We start from the raw sequence: 16591 nt of genomic DNA, 5'->3' as shown, positions 1-16591 counted from the left end.
CGTCAGCCGTCGGGGTATCCGGCTGGTACAATTCCGCCGTCCATGCCTGGAATGAATCGATGCCTCGGGAACACTACAGCGATCTGCTCGCGCTGATCTCGGTTGCAGAGGAGCGCAGCTTCACCCGCGCAGCCGCCCGGCTCGGCATCTCCCAGTCGATGCTCAGCCACACGATCCGTGAACTGGAAGCACGGCTCGGGGTGCGGCTGCTGACGCGGACCACGCGCAGCGTATCGGTCACCGAGGCCGGCGAACGGCTGTTGCGCGTGGTCGCCCCCCGCTTCAAGGACATCGAGTCGGAGCTGCGGCATGTCAGCGAGCTGAGCGAAACGCCCGCCGGCACGCTCCGCATCACCGCCACCGAACATGCCATCGACACGCTGCTGTGGCCGAAGCTCTCCGGGATCCTGGCCGCCTACCCGAAGATCAAGGTGGAGCTGAGTTCCGACTACGCCTTCACCGATATCGTCCAGGGCAGGTATGACTTCGGCGTTCGCCTGGGCGATGGGTTGACCCGGGACAGCTCGGCCGTGCGCATCGCGCCCGACCTGCAATTCGCCATCGTCGGCGCGCCGTCGTATTTCGCCGCGCGCGCGATGCCTGCCAGCCCCCAGGACTTGACGAATCACGCGTGCATCAATCTCAGGCTCCCGACGCGGGGCAACCTGTACGCCTGGGAACTCAAGCAGGACCAGAGCGAGCTGAATGTGCGGGTAGACGGCCAGCTGGTGTTCAACGGTATCTACCAGATCGTGAACGCCGCCTTGTCGGGATATGGATTGGCCTACGTTCCCGAAGACCTGGCCCGCCCGCATCTCGAATCCGGACGCCTGCTGCCGGTGATGAAGAGCTGGTGGCGCACCTTTCCCGGCTATCACCTCTACTACTCCAGCCAGCGGGAAACCTCGCGGGCCATGCAGATCCTGATCGAGGCGCTGCGCTACGGGGAATAGCCTCGCCCGCAACCGGCCGGATTGATTACTTCGGCTCATGGCTCTATTCGGCGTCCGGTGTTCTTCGAGCAGCCCGGCCTCTCTATCATCAGGCTCCAACAGCGGCAGCCAGCGAACCATCCCGCTCGCGATATCCGGCACGCCCGGCCGCACCTCCACCTGACGACCACGTTGCGCCCCTCCTCCGCGAGGCGGTGCCGGGTTGCGCATTGCCGGAGTAAAACCCGATGACGACTTCAACTCTCGAACTTGAATCGACCCAACGACAGATGGGCAGTGCCGTGGGCTCCATGGCGCTTTGCGTGGCGATGCTGATCGCCGCCGAATTCATGCCGGTCAGCCTGCTGACCCCGATCGCCGAAGACCTGCAGGCCACCCAGGGCCTGGCGGGACAGGCCATCTCGGTGTCCGGCTTCTTCGCGGTGCTGTCCAGCCTGTTCATCGCGCCGATCGCCGGACGCTTCGACCGCCGGCACGTCCTGATGGGCATGACCCTGCTGATGCTGCTGTCGCTGGTGATGATCGCCCTGGCGCCCGACTTTTCCCTGTTGATGACGGCCCGCGCCCTGCTGGGACTGGCGATCGGCGGTTTCTGGTCGCTGGCCACGGCGACCGTCATCCGGCTGGTGCCCGCCGACCGCGTGCCGAAGGCGCTTGGCACCCTCTTCATGGGCAATGCCATCGCCACGGCGTTCGCCGCACCGATCGGGGCCTACCTGGGGGAACTGTTCGGGTGGAGGGTCGTGTTCGGCGGCCTCGTGCCGCTGGTGATCGTCAATCTGCTCTGGCAGGCCAGGAGCCTTCCCTCGATGCCGCCGCGGGCGAGCATTCCGGTCACCCGCCTGTTCGGGCTGCTCAAGCGCCGCTACGTCGCCCTGGGCATGATCTCGACCATGCTGACGTTCGCGGGTGCGTTCGGTGCCTTCACCTACTTCCGTCCCTTCCTGGAAGCCGAAATGGCCGTGAGCCCGAGCCAGCTGTCGCTCCTGCTGCTCGGCCTGGGCCTGGCCGGATTCGCGGGAACCCACTTTGCCGGCGCCATGCTCCATCGGCAGCACCTCTACCCGCTCCTGCGCTACCTCCCCCTGGCCCTTGCCGCCGTCACCCTGGCCATGATGGAAGCCGGGCATCTCTTCTGGGCGGTGGCGGCCATGATGGTCGGCTGGGGAGCGCTGAACGCGGCCATACCGGTGTGCTGGTCCACCTGGCTGGCCAGGGAAATCGATGACGAGCCGGAAAGCGGCGGCGGACTGCTGGTCGCCTCGATCCAGCTGGCGATCATGATGGGCGGCGCACTGGGCGGCCAGTTGCTGGACCATGCCAATGCTTCCGCCCCCCTGGTGGGAGGTGCGGTCCTGCTGATCCTTTCCGTGCTGGTCATCGGCAACGGCACCCGCATCAGGAGACCGGCACAGGCCTGAGCCAAAAGCCGCAGCTCGATCCGCGCCCTTGCCAGGCGCCTTGGATGAGGAACGGCGGTGGTATGGTTGCGCCACGCGTATGAGGAAGACCGACCGAGCATGAGAGACGACATCCTGCGGGAATCCTTCGGCGGACTGGTGGCGTTCGTTGCCGTGGCCCGCGAAAAGAGCTTTACCCGGGCGGCGGCGCACCTTGGGCTGTCGCAATCGGCCGTCAGCCATGCCGTGCGGGCGCTGGAGACGAAGCTTGGCGCTCGCCTGCTGGCACGCAACTCACGCACGGTCTCGCCCACCGCGGCTGGCGAAAGGCTGCTGGAGTCGGTCGCTCCGCAGCTGGAGGAGATCGATGCCGAGCTGTCCGCCTTGTCGGCGCTGCGCGACAGCCCCATGGGGACGATCCGCATCACCGCCTCGGATCACGCGATCCGTAGCGTGCTGGCAGCCAGACTGAAGAAATTCCTGCCGAAGTATCTGGGCATCCAGGTCGAACTGTTTGCCGACAATGGCCTGGTCGATCTCGCCGCCGAGCGGTTCGATGCCGGTGTTCGCCTGGGCGAGATCGTCGCGCAGGACATGATCGCGCTACGCATCGGCCCGGACATCCGCTTCGCGGTGGTGGCCACCAAAGGATACTTCGCCAGGCATCCCCTCCCCGGAACGCCGGATGACCTCATGCAGCACAACTGCATCAACCTGCGCCTGCCCACCCACGGAGGACTCTGGGCCTGGGAGTTCGAGAAAGACGGAAGGCAGATGAACGTCCGCGTGAACGGCCAGCTCACCTACAACAGCATCTATGACTGCCTCGATGCCGCGATGGCCGGCCTCGGCGTGGCGTACGTGCCGGAGGACATGGCGCAGCCCTACATCCGCACCGGCCACCTGGTATCCGTGCTGGAAGACTGGTGCCCCTACTGGTCGGGATACCATCTCTACTACCCCAGCCGGCGGCAACCGTCGGGGGCCATGTCCCTGCTGATTGCGGCCCTGCGTTACGAGCCCCAGTCCAGCCCCGCCCTGGAAGGAAGCTGACCCCGCACCGGCAAAAACGCTATCGGGCCTCAGCCACCGATCACCCTCATCACCATCACATCGCCGGAGAAGCGCTCGGCCTGCTTGTCCGCCAGCGCTCGCGCGGAGAGCTCGCGAATCTGCGCCAGCGCCTCGGCGCGGGGCAGCTCGAGCACATCCCCCAGGTAGTGACTCCGACTGGAAGACAGGCAGCCATGCAGCCATCCCGTGGAGCTCAGCCGCGCGCGGCTGCAATGGCTACAGAACGGTGCACTCTCGTTCGCGATGACACCGAAGTGCCCGCGCCCCGGAATCTCGAAGCGTTGCGCGGTGGCATCCGAAGCGCGGGGGGCGCTCGCGAATGCGTAGCGCTCGGAAATGGTCGCGAGGATCTCGGCCATCCCGAAGAACTGGCGCTGAAAGGTGCGAGGGTCCCGGGCCAGATGCCCCATGCGCATCAACTCGATGAAGCGCAGCTCCATACCGCGTGCCAGGCAGTATTCGAGCATCGGCAGGACCTGCTCGTGATTGTGCCCGCGCAGGGGCACCATGTTGATCTTCACCCGCATACCGGCCGCGAGAGCTCGATCGATACCCTCCAGCACCTCGGCCAGGTCGCCGCCACGGGCAATGCGGCGCAAAGCCCCGGCGTCCAGGGTATCCAGCGAAACGTTGATGCGTTCGACGCCAGACGCCAGCAGCACCGGGAGCTTGCGCGACAGCAGCTGGCCATTGGTGGTCAGGGAGACATCCGCGAAGCCCAAGCGCCCCAGTTCGGCCATGAAGCCGTCGAACAACGGGCTGATCAGGGGCTCGCCACCGGTGATGCGCAAGGTGCGAAGGTCGTTGGCGACCTTGAGGTACTCGACGGCCAGGAGCAGCCTGGGCAGAGGCAACGCCTGGCGGTCGGCATGCAGGCGCTTGCCATCCGCCACGCAGTAGACGCAGGCGTAGTTGCAGGCGCTGGTCAGGCTCACGCGCAGGTTACGCAGCCGCCGCCCCTGCGCGTCGATGATCCGGCCCTGACCGTCATCGTCGAGCGGCGGCTCAGAGCGCATCGCGCGGCCTGCCGCGATAGACACGAACGACATCGGCCATGACGGCCAGAGCGATTTCCGCCGGCGTCTTGCTGCCCAGCGCCAGACCGATGGGCATCTGCAGACGGGCGATCTCTGCCTCGCTCAGGCCACCGGAGCGACGCAGGCGCTCGGCACGCGCCGCCGAAGTTCGCCGAGAGCCCATGACCCCGATGTAGAACGCGGGCGTGCGCACGGCCTCGATCATCGCCAGATCGTCGATTCGCGGGTCATGGGTCAGCGCCACCACGGCGGTGGCCGTGTGGCAGCCATCGGCGGCGATGAACAGCGAAGGCAGCTCCTGGCGCAGCTCGATGCCGGGCACCTCGAAGCCGGCATGAGCCTCTTCGCGCGGATCGCAGACAATGATCTCGAAACCCAGGGCCTGCGCGAACTGCGCGCAGACCACGGACACCGGCGAGATGCCCGCGATGATCAACCGCGCGGCCGGTCCGACGCGAATCTCGACCGCCTGCCCATCCGCCGACTCGACCACGCGCGGCCCAAGGCCATCGTCCTCGCGCAGCTGCAGCCCGCCGTTGCGCAGATCGACACAGCGAAGCAGATGACGCTGCCCCTGCAGCGTTGCGCGCAGGCTCTCCAGGTGAGCGCAGGTGGCGCTGTCCGCGGGCAGCCGCTCGATCAGCACCTTGAGAATCCCGCCACAGGGCAGGGCGATCCGCGCCCCCTGCGGCCCCGAGGGATCGCCGTAGCGCAGGGTCGTGACGGTGCAGTCGAACGCCCCGCCCTGCAGCCGCTCGAGAAAGTCCTCCTCCACGCAGCCACCGGACAGCGAGCCGATATGCGCACCATCGCGGCGCGCCGCCAGCAGGGACCCCGGCTCGCGGGGCGAGGAACCGAACGTGGCCAGTACCGTACACAGCCACACCTCCTGCCCCGCGCGCGACCACGCCAACGCCTGCTCGATAACCTGCAAGTCCAGATGCTGCATATCAAACGATCCAATCCTGCCCGATGGGCATCAGTTCATGAAAAGAGGGGCTGCCAAACGGCCGAAGATCCACATTACGCTGGTCTGCATCGCCGGGCGGAGGGCGCGCGTTCCCGATGAACGCCCGGAAGCGAAGCTAGCACTGCGCCCGCTGTCTCCATAAGGCGCCTGGAGTGCATAGCCCTATGAGTTCCATCGATAAATTGCCGGCACGCCGCCCCTTCGCTGTGCGCAAGCCCGGCGGATTCTCTGCGGCTGCAAGCAACGCATGCATCGCCTACTCCCTGGCTATCCCACACCGATTAATCGATGGGACACATAGGTCCATGCAGTTTTTCCATCTATCTGGGCTGGCATTTCGTCTGGACTAATACCCGGCGACTGCAACCGGGCCGCGCCCGCCCGGCCGCAGAACGCGAAGAATCCGGCGTGCTGGAACGGCGCCATCTGTCGCCCCGGCCCTTTCCCACCGAACCAAGAACACTGCGATGCCTGCTGGCGCGCACGCCAGCGATAGCCAATCCATCCGAGGAGGAGACTTATGGAGCTGACGATCAATGGGAAGAAGCGCCAGGTGGATGCCGCCCCCGATACGCCGCTGCTCTGGGTCATCCGCGAGGAACTGGGCCTGACCGGCACCAAGTACGGCTGCGGGGCCGCCCAGTGCGGGGCCTGCACCGTACTGGCGGATGGGCGCCCCATCCGCTCCTGCGTCATGCCGGTGAGCAGCGTGGCCAACCAGGCCATCACCACCATCGAGGCCATCGAGGCCATCGAGGCCATCGAGGCCATCGAGGAGGACCCGGTGGGCAGGCGCGTGGTCGAGGCCTGGGTCGAGCACCAGGTGCCGCAGTGCGGGTACTGCCAGTCGGGCCAGGTGCTGACCGCCACCGCCCTGCTGAAACGGAACGCCAGGCCCGGCGAGGCGGAAATCGCCGCAGCCATGGTGAACCTCTGCCGTTGCGGCACCTACAACGCCATCGCCGATGCCATGCAGCAACTGGCCAAGGGCTGAGGAGATGATGCCGATGAACATGCCTCAGCTTCCCGACACCCTGCCCACGGACGGACAGCCCCTCAATCTCTCTCGCCGCCGGTTCCTGGGGACCTCCCTGGGCGCCCTGGTCCTGGGCGTCCTGCTGCCCGGCAAGGTCGTGAGAGCCGCCCAGAGCGTGGCGTCCGAAATCAAGCCGGGCACCCGTATTCCGGCCTTCCTGGAAATCCGCCCGGACGGCACGGCCCTGTTGCGCAGCCCCTTCGTCGAAGGCGGCCAGGGCATCGACACCGCCTTCGCGCAGATCGTCGGCGAAGAACTCGATATCGCCCCGGAGCGCTTTGCCGTCGAATGCGCGCCGCCGGGAGCCGACTACCTGCTGGTGAATGGCGCCCGCTTCACGGGCGGCAGCTTCTCGGTACGCTCCAGCTACGAGGTGATGCGCCGCCTGGGCGCCTCCGCACGCCACATGCTGCTGCAGGCCGCCGCCGCCAGGCTGGACGTGCCGCTGGACAGCCTCACCACGCAACCCGGCATCGTGGTGCACGCGGCCTCCGGGCGTACCCTGGGCTACGGCGAACTGGCCGCCCTTGCCGCCGAGCTGTCGCCCCCCGAGCAGGTGCCCCTGCGGGAGAAGAAGGATTTCCGCTGGATCGGCAAGCCTGTGCCGCGCCTCGACGCCCACGACAAGTCCACCGGCAAGGTGACCTACAACATCGACCTCGACGTCGACGGCATGCTCCTGGCGGCGGTCCAGCACGCACCGCGCATGGGCGGCGAGCCCGAGGTCATCGCCAACGAGGCGGAGGTCAGGGCGATGCCGGGCGTGCACTCGATCCATCGCCTGCCCGGCGCCGTCGCGGTGGTGGCCCAGAGCTGGTGGCAGGCCCGGCGTGCCGTGGAGTCGCTCAAGATCAGCTGGAAGGAAGCCGCGCCGGGCACCCCGCACGCCATGCCCGCCGATTTTTCCTCCGCCGGCATGCGCGCCGCGCTGGCCGCCGCTCCCGGCCCGGGCATTGCCGCCGAGGAAATCGGCGATGCCGCCAGGGCGCTGAAGCAGGCCAGCCGTGTGATCGAGGCGACCTACGACGCGCCCTATCTGGTCCACGGCCAACTGGAGCCGCCATCGGCGATCGCCCGCTGGAACGCGGACGGCACCCTCGAGCTTTGGCTACCCAACCAGGCGCCGGAGCTGTTCCAGCAGGCTGCCGCCAGGGCCGCGGGCATCGCCCCCGAGCAGATCATCCTGCACTCCTCGCCGCTGGGCGGCTTCTTCGGCCGGCACTTCCTCTACGGCACGGCGAACCCCTTCCCCCAGGCCATCCAGCTGGCCAAGGCCGTCGGACGCCCGGTGAAACTGATCTGGAGCCGCGAAGAGGAGTTCCTGCGCGATGCGCTGCGGCCGATGGGCCTGGCGCGCTTTCGCGCCGGAATCGACGAGAACGGCCTGCCGCAGGCCCTGTACGCCGAGGCCGTCGGCGAGAGTCCCACCGAGCGCTGGTTCGGCCGCCAGCCGGACAAGGCCAACGACGCGGCGGTCGAGGGCATCGCCGAGAAGCCTTACGCCATCCCCAACCGGCGGGTCGCCCAGGTCTACCTGGAACACCCGCCCAGCATTGGCTTCTGGCGCTCGGTCGGGCATTCGATGAACGACTTCTTCTACGAGTCCTTCTTCGATGAAGTGGCCGATGCCGGCCAGCAGGACCCGTACGAGCTGCGCCTGCGCCTGCTGGCGGACAAGCCGCGGCACAAGGCGCTGCTGCAGGCGGTCGCCGAGCTTTCGGGCGGCTGGAAACGAGGCCCCTTCGCCGCCGGCGACGGCAGCCAGCGCGCCCGTGGCGTGGCCATGGCGTCGCCGTTCGGCAGCGAGGTCGCCACCATCGCCGAGGTGTCCATCGAAGGCGGCTCGGTGGTGGTCCACGATGTCTGGGTGGCCTTCGACCCCGGCAGCATCGTCAACCCCGCCATCGTCGAGGCCCAGGTGAAGTCCGCCGTGGCGCTGGGGCTTTCGTCCACCCTGCTGGAGGAGGTCGTGTACGAGAACGGCATGCCCCGCGCGCGCAACTTCGGCGCCTACCCCATCCTGCCGCCCGGCCGGATGCCCCGCGTGCATGTGCGCATCGTCGAGAGCGGCGCGCCGATGGGCGGCGTTGGCGAACCCGGCCTTCCGGGCGTCCCGCCAGCCGTGATCAACGCGGTCGCGGTGCTCACCGGGCAGCGCGTGCGCAGCCTTCCCCTGTCCAGGACCCGCTTCGCTGGCGCGTGATGCGCCGGCCGGCCTCATCCCATCCCCCGCTACCCGCAAGGAAACCGCCGACCATGAAGCGTCCCTTCCAGGCCACCTTGTTTATCGCCCAGCTCTGCAGCGGCGCCGCGCTCGCCGATGGCATTCAGATCGCCCCCGGCGTCAGGCATTGGCACGGCGCTACCGCCAGCAACGGTATGCGCCATATCGCCCTCCAGGAGGCCGTCGATGGCAAGAATGTCGAATGGCTGGAGCAGGTCAGCGACGATCAGTACACGAAATGACGACCTGCCTGCGGGGCGCCTGATCCCTTTCCCTTGCCACCCGGCGGCAGCGATGCCGCCGGTTCCAGGGCTGTGGCGTCAGCGCTCGAGCTTGCGGATCGTGGCCTTGTAGGATCCAGGGCGACGCATGAGTTCGATGCCGGAGTCGAGCGTGCCCAGCTTCACCAGGCCGCTGGAGTAGCGAAAGTCCTTGTGGAAGATGGCGAGGTTTCCCCAAGGGGCGTAGTAGGCCAGATCGCCAACCTTGGGGGTGATACCAGCGGGCGCGCCGCTGGTCGACAAAGGCTTCGGCAGATCGCTGATCTTCTCCGTGGCGGCATAGTCTTCGAGCGTCAGCGAAAGCGGCAGCAAAGAGGCAAAGTCCCTGGCGGCCTCACTGGCCTCGAGTGTCGCGGTGATGGTGGCTCCCTCTATCTCGATGCTGATCTGCATGCTGTTCTCCTGGCGAATGACGGATGCTTGAGTGTCAGGGTGATCCGCGCCACCGCCCGTTCCTGCGTTGGCCGAAATCGTGGCCATGGATGCCATCAACACCGCTATCGGTAGTAACCGCGCTCTGAAAAGCCTGACCAACATGGCGCCTCCTGGAGTTCTCTCGTTGCGGCGCCATCTATATATGAAATCCGTTCCTCATTGATCCGCTGGCAGCGAATGGAGTCATGAACTGCGTTCATGAAAAGCGATCTCTCAGGTCAGGTTGGCCCTGACCTGCCGTCGGTTCAAGGAATGCCAGTCCAACCAGGGCTCCCACGCAGGAGCGTGGGAGCCATCAAGTAACGGCGAGCGCTCCTGCGTGGGCACGTTGTGATATGCCCCGGCATTCATCGGCACACACCTCCCTCCCCTTGACAGCCCCTCCCCCTTTGCGCTTCACTGAAACCGGTTTCAATGCAACGCAAACCAACCCACAACACCAAGAACAAGAGGTCCCAGGTCCGTGAACGGTCCCTCCCCGTCCGCCCGCGGCAGCCGCGTCACCATCAGCGAGGTGGCCGAGGCCGCCGGTGTCTCCAAGGCCAGCGTGTCGCGCTACATCGGCGGCGACCGCCAGTTGCTCGCCGACGCCACCGCCCTGCGCATCGAGCAGGCCATCGAGCGCCTCGACTACCGCCCGAACCAGATGGCTCGCGGCCTGAAGCGCGGCCGGACCCGGCTGATCGGCATGCTCGTCGCCGATATCCTCAACCCCTATTCCGTGGCCGTGATGCATGGCGTGGAAACCGCCTGCCGCCAGCACGGCTACAGCCTGGTGGTGTGCAACACCGACCGCAGCACCGAGCAGGAGAGCCAGCACCTGGCGGCCCTGCGCTCGTACAACGTCGAGGGGCTGATCGTGAACACCCTCGGCCATCACGCCGGCGAGCTGCAGTCGTTGCACGACGAACTGCCGATGGTGCTGGTCGACCGCAAGGTCGAGGCGCTGGAGGCCGATCTGGTCGGGCTGGACAACCGCGATGCGGTGCGACAGGCCCTGGATCATCTGCAGCAGCGCGGCTATCGCGACCTGCTGCTGGTCAGCGAGCCGCTGGACGGCACCAGCTCGCGCCAGGAGCGGGTCACGGCGTTCACCGGCGAAATCGCCCGGCGCCCCCTGCTTCAGGGCCAGGTGCTGCAGACCGGCGAGACCTTCCGCGAAGCCCTGCAGGCCTTTCTCGTCGCGCCCGGCCCCGGCCCCAAGGCGCTGTTCGCTGCCAACGGCATGGCCGCCCTGGCCGCCACCCAGCAACTGCGCGAATTCGGCTGCCGGCTGTTCGAGGAGATCGGCCTGATCGCCCTCGACGACCTCGACTGGTATCCCCTGGTGGGCAGCGGCATCACCGCCCTCGCCCAGCCGACCGCCGAGATCGGCACGACCGCCTTCGAGTGCCTGCTCGAGCGCCTGCGCGGCGACCGCGAGCCGGCCCGGCATTTCGATTTCAAGGCACAACTGATTATCCGAGGCTCCACCCACCCACGCGGCTGACAGCCCGCCGGCAGCTTGCCGGCGAGTCGTTCGGCCAAAAATGAAACCGGTTTCAGAGGAATAACGACAATGCCCCTCTACCCCGTCTCAGTCAGTCTTTCCAGCTATGGCGCCACTCTCGTGCGCGAGCGCGGCCAGGCCAGTTTCCTGCCGCTGCTGGCCCAGGCCGGCGCCGCCCGCGCCGAGCTGCGCGAGGAGCTGTTCGCCGCCCCGCCGGACCCGCAGGCCCTGGCCGGCGCCGTCCGCACCCTGGGGCTCGACTGCCTGTATTCCGCGCCGCTCGAGCTGTGGAGCGAAGAGGGCCGGCTCGCCGCCGCCCTCGAACCGACCCTGGCGCGCGCCAACGCCTGCGGCGCGCGCTGGCTGAAGGTCTCGCTCGGCCATTACCGCGCCGGCAACGATCTGTCCGAGCTGGCGCTGCAACTGGCCGGCCAGCCCGTGCAGCTGCTGGTGGAGAACGACCAGACCGCCCAGGGCGGGCGCATCGAGGCGCTGCAGGCATTCTTCGCCGCAGCCGAGGCCCGGGATCTCGACATCGGCATGACCTTCGACATCGGCAACTGGCTCTGGCAGGAACAGCCGGTCGACGAGGCCGCCCAGCGTCTCGGCCGCTACGTGCGCTACGTGCACTGCAAGGCGGTCGGGCGCAACGACGACGGCAAGCGGGTGGCGCTCCCCCCCGAGCCCGTCGACCTGCAGCACTGGCAGCGCCTGCTGCGCGAGTTTCCCCCGGGCGTCCCCCGCGCCATCGAGTTTCCCCTGCAGGGCGAGGACCTGCTGGCGGTCACGCAACAGCACATCGAGGCCCTTTCCCGCCTCGGCCAGCCGCAGGAGGAGCGCCAGTATGCGTGATATCGACGTGCTTTGTTTCGGCGAAACCATGGCCATGTTCGTCGCCGAGGAAAGCGGCGACCTGGCCCGGGTGGAGCGCTTCGGCAAGCGCATCGCCGGCGCCGACAGCAACGTGGCCATCGGCCTGTCGCGGCTGGGCTTCAAGGTCAGCTGGCTGAGCCGGGTCGGCGACGACTCGCTGGGCCGCTTCGTGCTCGACAGCCTGACCCGCGAAGGCCTCGACTGCCGTCACGTGCAGATCGACCCGGCGCATCCCACCGGCTTCCAGCTCAAGTCCCGGGAAACCGACGGCAGCGACCCGAAGGTCGAGTATTTCCGCCGCGGCTCGGCGGCCAGCCACCTGTCGATCGCCGACCTGGCGCCCGACCTGTTGCAGGCCCGCCATCTGCATGCCACCGGCATTCCGCCGGCGCTCTCGGAGAGCTGCCGGGCGCTGTCCCGCGAGCTGATGGAGTGCATGCGCAGCGCCGGGCGCAGCCTGTCCTTCGACCCCAACCTGCGCCCGTCGCTGTGGCCGAGCCAGGCGCGGATGGTCAGTGAGATCAACGCCCTGGCCGCCCTCGCCCACTGGGTGCTGCCGGGCCTCGAGGAAGGCCGCCTGCTGACCGGCTACGACAGCCCCGCCGACATCGCTGCCTTCTACCTGGAGCGCGGCGTCGAGGCGGTGGTGATCAAGCTCGGTCCCGAAGGGGCCTACTACCGCACCGCCGACAGCGAAGGGCGCATCAATGGCGTGCCGGTCGCCCAGGTGGTGGACACCGTCGGCGCCGGCGACGCCTTCGCCGTCGGGGTGATCAGCGCCCTGCTCGAAGGGCGGAGTTTTCCGCAGGCCCTGAAGCGCGGCAACGCCTTCGGCAGCCGCGCCGTGCAGTGCATCGGCGACATGGAGGGCCTGCCCCATCGCCACGAACTGTCGGAGGAGCCCCAGCCCCAGAACGCCTGACGAACGACCGCCGGCCCCGCCGGCACCTGCTGCCACAAAAACAAAAAGCTCAGGAGACACCCATGCAAAACACCCGTCTCGCCAGCCGTCGCTGGTGGTACCTCATCCCGATCATTTTCATCACCTACAGCCTGGCCTACCTGGACCGCGCCAACTACGGCTTCGCCGCCGCCTCGGGAATGGCCGCGGACCTGAACATCACTCCCGGCCTGTCGTCGCTGCTCGGCGCGCTGTTCTTTCTCGGCTACTTCTTCTTCCAGGTGCCCGGCGCGATCTATGCGGAGAGGCGCAGCGTCAAGAAGCTGATCTTCGTCAGCCTGATCCTCTGGGGCAGCCTGGCGACCCTCACCGGGGTCATCCCCAACGTCTACCTGCTGATCGCCATCCGCTTCCTGCTCGGCGTGGTCGAGGCGGCGGTGATGCCGGCGATGCTGATCTACCTCTGCCACTGGTTCACCCGTGCCGAACGCTCGCGGGCCAACACCTTCCTGATCCTCGGCAACCCGGTGACCATCCTCTGGATGTCGGTGGTGTCCGGCTACCTGGTCGAGCAGTTCGACTGGCGCTGGATGTTCATCATCGAGGGCCTGCCGGCAGTGCTCTGGGCCTTCATCTGGTGGCGCCTGGCCGACGACCGCCCGTCCCAGGCCGACTGGCTCACCGAGCGTGAGAAGGAGGACCTGCAGCAGGCGCTGGCCGCCGAGCAGCAGGGCCTGAAGCCGGTGAAGAACTACCGCGAGGCGTTCCGCTCGCCCAAGGTGATCCTGCTCTCGGTGCAGTACTTCTGCTGGAGCATCGGCGTCTACGGCCTGGTCCTCTGGCTGCCGTCGATCCTCAAGGACGCGGCCAACCTGGACATCGTCCAGGCCGGCTGGCTGTCCTCGCTGCCCTACCTGGCCGCGGTGATCGGCATGCTCGGGGTGTCCTGGGCCTCCGACCGCTTCCAGCAGCGCAAGGTCTTCGTCTGGCCGCCGCTGCTGATCGCCTCGCTGGCCTTCTACGGCTCCTACGCCCTGGGCAGCGAGCACTTCTGGCTGTCCTACGCCCTGCTGGTGGTGGCCGGTGGCTGCATGTACGCCCCCTACGGCCCGTTCTTCGCCATCGTCCCGGAAGTACTGCCGCTCAACGTCGCCGGCGGCGCCATGGCGCTGATCAACAGCATGGGCGCGCTGGGCTCGTTCGCCGGCTCCTGGCTGGTCGGCTACCTGAACGGCGCCACCGGCGGGCCGCAGGCTTCCTTCCTGCTGATGAGCGGCTCGCTGCTGATCGCGGTGGTGCTGACCCTGCTGCTCAACCCCACCAACAGCGACCGCCCGGCGCCGTTGCCCAGCCGCCAGCCGCAGCCGGCGACCAATCCCTGAGGAATCCGCGTCCATGAAGAACATCGTGCTCTACAAGAAGCTGTCCGCCCCCCTGATGACCCGCCTGCGCCAGCAGGCGCAGGTCACCTGCATCGACGACCTGTCGGCCGATGGCCTGGCCCGCCTGCGCGACGCCCTGCCCACGGCCCACGGCCTGCTCGGCGCCAGCCTCAAGCTGGATGCCGGGCTGCTCGACCTCGCGCCGCAGCTGGAGGCGGTCTCCAGCGTCTCGGTAGGTATCGACAACTACGACCTGGACTACCTGACCCGGCGCGGCATCCTGCTGACCAACACCCCCGACGTGCTCACCGAAACCACCGCCGACACCGGCTTCGCGCTGATCCTGGCGACCGCCCGGCGGGTCACCGAGCTGGCCGGCTGGGTGCGCGCCGGGCAGTGGCAAAAGAGCATCGGCCCGGCGCAGTTCGGCAGCGACGTGCACGGCAAGACCCTCGGCATCGTCGGCATGGGCCGCATCGGCGAGGCTCTGGCCCGGCGCGGGCACTTCGGCTTCGGCATGTCGATCCTCTACCACAGCTCGTCGCCGAAGCCGGAAGTCGAGCAGCGCTACGCCGCCGGCTACCGCTCGCTGGAGGCGCTGCTGGAAGAGTCCGACTTCGTCTGCCTGACAGTGCCGCTGACCGCCGCCACCGAAGGGCTGATCGGCGCCCGCGAACTGGCGCGGATGCGCCCGGAGAGCATCCTGATCAACATCTCCCGCGGCAGGGTGGTCGACGAGACAGCGCTACTCGAAGCCCTGCAGGCCGGGCGCCTGCGCGGTGCCGGGCTCGACGTGTTCGAGCGCGAGCCGCTGCCCGCCGACTCGCCGCTCCTGCGCCTGGACAACGTGGTGGCGACCCCGCACATCGGCTCGGCCACCCACGAAACCCGCGAGGCCATGGCGCGCTGCGCCGTCGACAACCTGCTGGCGGCGCTGGCCGGCCGGCGCCCGGCCAACCTGGTCAACCCGGCCGCCCTGGACGTCGCCCGGGCCACGGCCTGATCCGACTGATCGGCAGCCCCTCTCCCATGGCCGGGAGAGGGGCGCAATCCGTGACGACAACGACAACAACGAACGGGAAAACCGCATGAACACTCCGATCCACACCCGCTCCAGCTCCTGACTCCCAGCCCGGCGCCTGCCGCCGGGCCTTTCCCCTTTCGCTCGACGCATCCGCGGCCGCGGAGGGGGCTTTTTTGCGCCTTTTCCACTGACTCTTCGCCGGTAACAACAACAATATGAAGAACAGCACCCCACGCTTTCCGCTTCGTCAGTCCCCTGCCCTCGCCTTCGCCCTGGCGCTCGCCGGCAGCAGCGCCCAGGCGGCCTTCGTCGACGACGCCAAGGGCACCCTGACCCTGCGCAACTTCTACATCCACCGCAACTTCGTCGACGACGGCGCCACCCGCAGCAAGGCCGAGGAATGGACCCAGAGCTTCATCCTCGACCTGCAGTCCGGCTACACCGAAGGCCCCATCGGCTTCGGCATCGACGTGCTCGGCCTCTGGTCGGTCAAGCTCGACGGCGGCAAGGGCACCAGCGGCACCCAACTGCTCCCCGTCGGCAAGGACGGCGAGCCGGCCGACCAGTTCGGCCGCCTGGCGGTGGCCGGCAAGCTGCGCTTTTCCAGGACCGAGGTGAAGGCCGGCGAATGGTCGCCGGCGCTGCCGATCCTGCGCTCCGACGACGGCCGCTCGCTACCGCAGACCTTCCAGGGCGGCATGCTCACCTCGAAGGAGATCAGGAACCTGACGGTCTACGGCGGGCGCTTTCGCGGCAACAGCCCGCGCGACGACAGCAGCCTCAACGACATGAGCTGGGTGGGCAATTCCAGCGTCACCTCCGACCGCTTCAGCTTCGCCGGCGCCGAATACGCCTTCAACGACAACCGCACGCTGGTCGGTGCCTGGTTCGGCCAGCTCGAGGACATCTACAAGCAGCGCTACTTCCAGCTCACCCACACCCAGCCACTGGGCAAGGACTGGAGCCTCGGCGCCAACCTCGGCTACTTCGACGGCGAGGAAGACGGCAGCGCCCAGGCCGGCGAGCTGGACAACAAGCTGCTCTCCGGGCTGTTCTCGCTGAAGCACGGCGCGCACGTCCTCTACCTCGGCCTGCAGCGGGTCACCGGCGACGACCGCTGGCTGCGGGTCAACGGCACCAGCGGCGGCACGGCGGCCAACGACACCTACAACGGCAGCTTCGACAACGCCCGCGAGCGCTCCTGGCAGCTGCGCTACGACTACGACTTCGCCACCTTGGGCATCCCTGGGCTGACGCTGATGACCCGCTACCTCAAGGGCACCAACGTGCACGTCGGCAACATCGACGACGGCGAGGAATGGAACCGCGAGACCCAGCTCAGCTACGTGGTGCAGAGCGGCCCGGCGAAGAACCTGACCCTGCGCTGGCGGAACTCGACCATCCGCCGCGACTGGGGCGCCAACAACAAGTTCGACGACAACCGGCTGATCGTCCAGTACCCGCTGTCGCTGTTCTGAAGACGATCGCCGGCAGGATGGGGAATCTTGCGCC

At 67.8% G+C, this 16591-nt stretch carries 14 protein-coding genes and 1 pseudogene; 12 read left to right on the top strand and 3 right to left on the bottom strand.

What is annotated here, in order from left to right:
• Positions 1–59: 59 nt before the first annotated feature.
• From ACG10_RS09985 to ACG10_RS09975, 3 genes are all read left to right on the top strand, one after another.
• A complete protein-coding gene (locus ACG10_RS09985; RefSeq protein WP_089168101.1) occupies positions 60–953 on the top strand; it encodes a LysR family transcriptional regulator in 894 nt (297 codons plus the stop codon).
• A 227-nt stretch (positions 954–1180) separates the two neighbouring features.
• Positions 1181–2374 (top strand): MFS transporter, encoded by a 1194-nt coding sequence (locus tag ACG10_RS09980; RefSeq protein WP_232487234.1) that lies wholly within the window; start codon positions 1181–1183, stop codon positions 2372–2374.
• A 99-nt stretch (positions 2375–2473) separates the two neighbouring features.
• Complete coding sequence (locus ACG10_RS09975) at positions 2474–3406, top strand: LysR family transcriptional regulator (RefSeq protein ID WP_089168100.1); 933 nt, start codon at positions 2474–2476, stop codon at positions 3404–3406.
• A gap of 29 nt (positions 3407–3435) precedes the next feature.
• On the opposite strand, the gene ACG10_RS09970 is transcribed toward ACG10_RS09975, so the two are convergent.
• Together ACG10_RS09970 and ACG10_RS09965 are read right to left on the bottom strand one after the other, a co-directional pair.
• The gene (locus tag ACG10_RS09970) at positions 3436–4443 is read right to left on the bottom strand and encodes a GTP 3',8-cyclase MoaA (protein WP_232487269.1); all 1008 of its coding nucleotides are present in this window, start codon (positions 4441–4443) and stop codon (positions 3436–3438) included.
• Complete coding sequence (locus ACG10_RS09965; protein WP_089168099.1) at positions 4433–5413, bottom strand: XdhC family protein; 981 nt, start codon at positions 5411–5413, stop codon at positions 4433–4435. The genes ACG10_RS09970 and ACG10_RS09965 overlap by 11 nt, the downstream gene beginning before the upstream one ends.
• A 541-nt stretch (positions 5414–5954) precedes the next feature.
• On the opposite strand from ACG10_RS09965, the gene ACG10_RS09960 reads away from it, so the two are divergent.
• From ACG10_RS09960 to ACG10_RS09950, 3 genes and pseudogenes are all read left to right on the top strand, one after another.
• On the top strand, positions 5955–6428 hold the full coding sequence (locus tag ACG10_RS09960) for a (2Fe-2S)-binding protein (protein WP_089168098.1): 474 nt from the start codon (positions 5955–5957) through the stop codon (positions 6426–6428).
• Positions 6429–6432: 4 nt separating this feature from the next.
• Entirely contained in the window at positions 6433–8673 is a 2241-nt protein-coding gene (locus ACG10_RS09955) for a xanthine dehydrogenase family protein molybdopterin-binding subunit (protein WP_089168097.1), read from the top strand.
• A 116-nt stretch (positions 8674–8789) separates the two neighbouring features.
• Positions 8790–8936 (top strand): annotated as a pseudogene (locus tag ACG10_RS09950) ((R)-mandelonitrile lyase); the annotation flags it as partial.
• Between the two features lie 78 nt (positions 8937–9014).
• Here the strand turns inward: ACG10_RS09950 and ACG10_RS09945 are convergent.
• Entirely contained in the window at positions 9015–9368 is a 354-nt protein-coding gene (locus ACG10_RS09945; protein ID WP_232487233.1) for a cyclophilin-like fold protein, read from the bottom strand.
• Positions 9369–9873: 505 nt separating this feature from the next.
• Here ACG10_RS09945 and ACG10_RS09940 point away from each other — a divergent pair.
• From ACG10_RS09940 to ACG10_RS09915, 6 genes are all read left to right on the top strand, one after another.
• A complete protein-coding gene (locus tag ACG10_RS09940; RefSeq protein WP_039804288.1) occupies positions 9874–10899 on the top strand; it encodes a LacI family DNA-binding transcriptional regulator in 1026 nt (341 codons plus the stop codon).
• A gap of 69 nt (positions 10900–10968) precedes the next feature.
• Complete coding sequence (locus ACG10_RS09935) at positions 10969–11751, top strand: sugar phosphate isomerase/epimerase family protein (protein WP_089168095.1); 783 nt, start codon at positions 10969–10971, stop codon at positions 11749–11751.
• The gene (locus ACG10_RS09930; protein ID WP_039804291.1) at positions 11744–12694 is read left to right on the top strand and encodes a sugar kinase; all 951 of its coding nucleotides are present in this window, start codon (positions 11744–11746) and stop codon (positions 12692–12694) included. Before ACG10_RS09935 ends, ACG10_RS09930 begins: the two co-directional genes overlap by 8 nt.
• A 62-nt stretch (positions 12695–12756) precedes the next feature.
• A complete protein-coding gene (locus ACG10_RS09925) occupies positions 12757–14055 on the top strand; it encodes an MFS transporter (protein WP_089168094.1) in 1299 nt (432 codons plus the stop codon).
• Positions 14056–14068: 13 nt separating this feature from the next.
• The gene (locus tag ACG10_RS09920; RefSeq protein WP_089168093.1) at positions 14069–15058 is read left to right on the top strand and encodes a 2-hydroxyacid dehydrogenase; all 990 of its coding nucleotides are present in this window, start codon (positions 14069–14071) and stop codon (positions 15056–15058) included.
• Between the two features lie 236 nt (positions 15059–15294).
• On the top strand, positions 15295–16557 hold the full coding sequence (locus tag ACG10_RS09915; protein WP_089168092.1) for an OprD family porin: 1263 nt from the start codon (positions 15295–15297) through the stop codon (positions 16555–16557).
• Positions 16558–16591 lie beyond the last annotated feature (34 nt).

The sequence above is a fragment of the Azotobacter chroococcum genome (assembly GCF_002220155.1).
Lineage (GTDB): Bacteria > Pseudomonadota > Gammaproteobacteria > Pseudomonadales > Pseudomonadaceae > Azotobacter > Azotobacter chroococcum.
The sequence above is the reverse complement of the archived record's forward strand: the minus strand, read 5'-3'. Positions and strand labels throughout refer to the sequence as shown.

Bases quoted from the DNA above. Each gene is read 5' to 3' on its own strand.
- ACG10_RS09985 (WP_089168101.1), top strand. From the start codon at position 60: ATGCCTCGGGAACACTACAGCGATCTGCTCGCGCTGATCTCGGTTGCA.
- ACG10_RS09980 (WP_232487234.1), top strand. From the start codon at position 1,181: ATGACGACTTCAACTCTCGAACTTGAATCGACCCAACGACAGATGGGC.
- ACG10_RS09975 (WP_089168100.1), top strand. From the start codon at position 2,474: ATGAGAGACGACATCCTGCGGGAATCCTTCGGCGGACTGGTGGCGTTC.
- ACG10_RS09970 (WP_232487269.1), bottom strand. From the start codon at position 4,443: ATGCGCTCTGAGCCGCCGCTCGACGATGACGGTCAGGGCCGGATCATC.
- ACG10_RS09965 (WP_089168099.1), bottom strand. From the start codon at position 5,413: ATGCAGCATCTGGACTTGCAGGTTATCGAGCAGGCGTTGGCGTGGTCG.
- ACG10_RS09960 (WP_089168098.1), top strand. From the start codon at position 5,955: ATGGAGCTGACGATCAATGGGAAGAAGCGCCAGGTGGATGCCGCCCCC.
- ACG10_RS09955 (WP_089168097.1), top strand. From the start codon at position 6,433: ATGATGCCGATGAACATGCCTCAGCTTCCCGACACCCTGCCCACGGAC.
- ACG10_RS09945 (WP_232487233.1), bottom strand. From the start codon at position 9,368: ATGCAGATCAGCATCGAGATAGAGGGAGCCACCATCACCGCGACACTC.
- ACG10_RS09935 (WP_089168095.1), top strand. From the start codon at position 10,969: ATGCCCCTCTACCCCGTCTCAGTCAGTCTTTCCAGCTATGGCGCCACT.
- ACG10_RS09930 (WP_039804291.1), top strand. From the start codon at position 11,744: ATGCGTGATATCGACGTGCTTTGTTTCGGCGAAACCATGGCCATGTTC.
- ACG10_RS09925 (WP_089168094.1), top strand. From the start codon at position 12,757: ATGCAAAACACCCGTCTCGCCAGCCGTCGCTGGTGGTACCTCATCCCG.
- ACG10_RS09920 (WP_089168093.1), top strand. From the start codon at position 14,069: ATGAAGAACATCGTGCTCTACAAGAAGCTGTCCGCCCCCCTGATGACC.
- ACG10_RS09915 (WP_089168092.1), top strand. From the start codon at position 15,295: ATGAAGAACAGCACCCCACGCTTTCCGCTTCGTCAGTCCCCTGCCCTC.